The sequence below is a fragment of the Bacillus cereus group sp. BfR-BA-01360 genome (assembly GCF_022663595.1).
Taxonomy (GTDB): domain Bacteria; phylum Bacillota; class Bacilli; order Bacillales; family Bacillaceae_G; genus Bacillus_A; species Bacillus_A cytotoxicus.
Map to the genome: position 1 here is coordinate 1 of NZ_JAKUFV010000055.1, position 3116 is coordinate 3116.

Consider the following 3116-nt stretch of genomic DNA (forward strand, 5'->3'; position numbering starts at 1 on the left):
TAAAGTTCTTGTTTGCCATACGGACACTTCCTCCTTGAAATCCATTGTAAGGACTTAACTAAGTTGTGTCCATATGACTATACTAACTCCACATTATGAATACCCTAAAACCAGGACAGGTCTATGAAATAAAAGACGCTTATATTGGAAAAGATAAAAAACTATTAACCCGGGTGATTATGTATCGATTAACAGAAAAATAACTTCGTGAGCGTATGAAAAAGCAATTGTATACGGAAAGTAAAAAAGGCATTACGTATTCGGAAAAAAGCAAACGATTATCTGGCATGAACCTATATGTTACGAATACCCCTTGGGAGATCGTTCCGATGGAACAAATACATGATTTTTACTCCCTGCGTTGGCAAATAGAAATTATCTTTAAAACTTGGAAATCCCTATTTCAAATTCATCACTGGCAAAATATCAAACAAGAGCGATTAGAATGCCATGTTTATGGAAAACTCATTGCTATTTTTATATGTTCTTCTATTATGTTTAAGATGCGACAATTAATTTTACAAAAGAAGAAACAGGAGTTAAGTGAATATAAAGCAATTGGAATGATTCAAGATCATTTACACATTTTATATCAAACCATACAGCAAAACACCCAAGAAATAACAAAGATTCTAATCCGCCTGTTCCACTTACTTCAGAAAAATGGTCGGAAATCTCATCGATACGAGAAGAAAACACTCTTTGATATTTTGGGTGTTGTTTATGAGTATAATGGATCGAGAAAACAAAAGAAAGCTGCATAATTTTTGAAATTTAGCCAATCTAGGTTTATTTGGTATGCTTATTTTTAAGGACACAAAATATTTTAGGAGTTTTTTCGTTCATATGAACGAAAGTTCATTTTGTTTCCGTTCTTAAGTTGATGGACATGGGCTAGCCCCCCTAACCCCCCAGCCAGCACTCACACCCGAAAACAAGGAGAAATAAAAACCAACTAACCCCGAAAAAGGGTTAGTTGACGTAAAATCCGTTTTCGGAAGTAAAAGCAAACCTTTCCCATCAAAAAGAAGTTTATTTTTTAAATAGTTGCATGACTGGACTTAATCCCATTAGGAATCCGCCAATAATCGCGGCAGCAGTGGCAGGAGCTACTGTGTTTTCCCATTGAGAAGCATAGATTCCTCCTGTAAACAGAATTAATCCTATGATTAAGAGCAGAATGCTCAATGTACCTTGAATACGCATGATTCCCTCCCCTTATTTAAAAAAACGATTTTACCACATTGTACCATTTGAGGAGGGAGATGTAATGTATTGGTTTTGTTGTATACCATATTCATTCTTAGTTCACATAACGCAACATTATCGGTAGCAACTTTTTCATAGAATCCTTGTATTAGCAGGGATTCTTCTTTTTTGTCTGGTTATCTCGTATACAAGATTTTATACATCGTTGATGTAGCGGGGATTCTAGGGATCCTCGTTACTCTTTTTTTGCATAAAATCTTGTATAATCTTAGTATGGTTTCTAATAGAGTGAGAACAAAAATATCAAGGTGTGTGTTTAAAAGGTCTCTTGATTTGTCTGAGAGACCTTTTTTCTTTTTGATGTTTTATATGGATAAGAAAGTGTAGATAGGTTAGAGGTGAATCTGGAGTGTTTGAGGAGTATACAACAAGTTTGGGTAATGTTGATTTTATAGAAAAAAAGAGGTGGAAAGTTTAGAAGTATTAGCAAAGATGAGAGAACTATCAGTACCACAGTTTTGTAAATTGACTTCGTTACAAGTGAAGATTCAACCAGCTAGACCAATTTATAATTGAAAGACAATATGTAATGCCAGAATCAGAGGTTTTATTGTTAGAAGAAATCCAAAAACGTTATAATACAGATAATCAATTTTTAAGAGTTGATAAAGAATTTAATGAGCGATTGTATCAACATGTTGTGAAAATGAACGGCGGAAATAAAAAGGAGACTATTTAAAGAAAAGGGGTATGACTTTTGAATAATGATAAAAGAAATAATGAATTAATTGTGCTATCTATGTCCATCGGAATGGGAATTGGAACAACTGTTGGTTTACTTATAAATAATCTTGCTTTAGGAATAGTATTGGGAAGTTCAATTGGATTTGCAATAGGAATGATTAGAGGGAATAAAAAAAAGTGAGACTAAGTAAACGAGATTTACATGGAGTAGAGGTGGTTGTATGTGTTGGTCAATCAAAACGGACCTAGCGAAGCAAAGGGAGTTCGATTGATGGGGTCAAGGGGAAGAGTTCCCCTTGTAGGTTTGGCCAAAGTCCAATAAAATCTTGTATAAAAACAGTTGAGTTATAGCGTTCTACACTGAAGAATAAAAACTTTTCTTTAAAAGGAAAGTGTTACTTTTTTACAGAAGGAAAACACTATATAGCAACCGAAGAACAGCTTAGAACAGAGGGAGGACAAAATATGGCGCAAACGTATTGGGGATCTGAGGTAGCCAAGAACTTAGGGATTGGCTCAAGTACTTTACGGAAATATTGCCTTGCTCTGGAGGAAGCTGGGTATCCTTTCGAGCGCGGCAATAATAATTCTAGAATTTTTTATCATAAAGATGTAGCAACTATAGAACGGTTAGTAACAGCTATGAACAAGAAGAACGTAACACTAGAACAGGCTATAAATTTAGCAATGGCAAGTTTTGAAGAAAATGAGATAGCAACTGTTGTTACAGATAGCATAGTAAATACAGAACACATAAAAACATTAACGGAACGTATAGAACGATTAGAAGAGCTTAATGTAGAGTTAATTCAAAGGTTGGATCAACAAAGTACATTTTTACAGGAGACGGATGCTAAGAGAATAATAAGAGAGGAACAAAGAGATATTCAATTAATGCAGGTATTAAGAGAGATACAAGGGAGTAAGCGCCTCATAGCATCTTCAGAACAGAAGAAATCATTTTGGGATCGTTTATTTCGTAAAAAAATTATAAAGTTCTAATGTCGGAAAAAGAAGAATAGAAATATAGCATACATAGAATAAGGGAATGCTAGTATACTAATCTGTACTGCAGTCCATTTATGGCGATTTACGATATCGTTGTACCAAAGGATAATATGCTTCGTCAATTGAATGAACTGGTAGACTTTTCTTTTGTTTTA

4 protein-coding genes and 1 pseudogene are annotated in these 3116 nt (G+C 34.4%); 4 read left to right on the forward strand and 1 reads right to left on the reverse strand.

Going from position 1 to position 3116, the window contains the following annotated elements; translation table 11 throughout:
• Window positions 1-89 precede the first annotated feature (89 nt).
• Window positions 90-764, forward strand: a pseudogene (locus MR056_RS21755) (transposase); the annotation flags it as partial.
• Between the two features lie 268 nt (window positions 765-1032).
• Here MR056_RS21755 and MR056_RS21760 read toward each other — a convergent pair.
• Complete coding sequence (locus MR056_RS21760; protein ID WP_164468633.1) at window positions 1033-1206, reverse strand: hypothetical protein; 174 nt, start codon at window positions 1204-1206, stop codon at window positions 1033-1035.
• 592 nt (window positions 1207-1798) lie between these two features.
• On the opposite strand from MR056_RS21760, the gene MR056_RS21765 reads away from it, so the two are divergent.
• From MR056_RS21765 to MR056_RS21775, 3 genes are all read left to right on the forward strand, one after another.
• The gene (locus MR056_RS21765; RefSeq protein ID WP_235436400.1) at window positions 1799-1948 is read left to right on the forward strand and encodes a hypothetical protein; all 150 of its coding nucleotides are present in this window, start codon (window positions 1799-1801) and stop codon (window positions 1946-1948) included.
• 18 nt (window positions 1949-1966) lie between these two features.
• Window positions 1967-2134 carry a glycine zipper domain-containing protein gene (locus tag MR056_RS21770; RefSeq protein WP_164468634.1) on the forward strand — a complete coding sequence of 56 codons (168 nt, stop codon included), beginning with the start codon at window positions 1967-1969 and terminating at the stop codon, window positions 2132-2134.
• Between the two features lie 284 nt (window positions 2135-2418).
• Window positions 2419-2955, forward strand: coding sequence for a DUF3967 domain-containing protein (locus MR056_RS21775; protein ID WP_048723152.1), 537 nt, complete (start codon window positions 2419-2421; stop codon window positions 2953-2955).
• The last annotated feature ends 161 nt before the right edge of the window (window positions 2956-3116 follow it).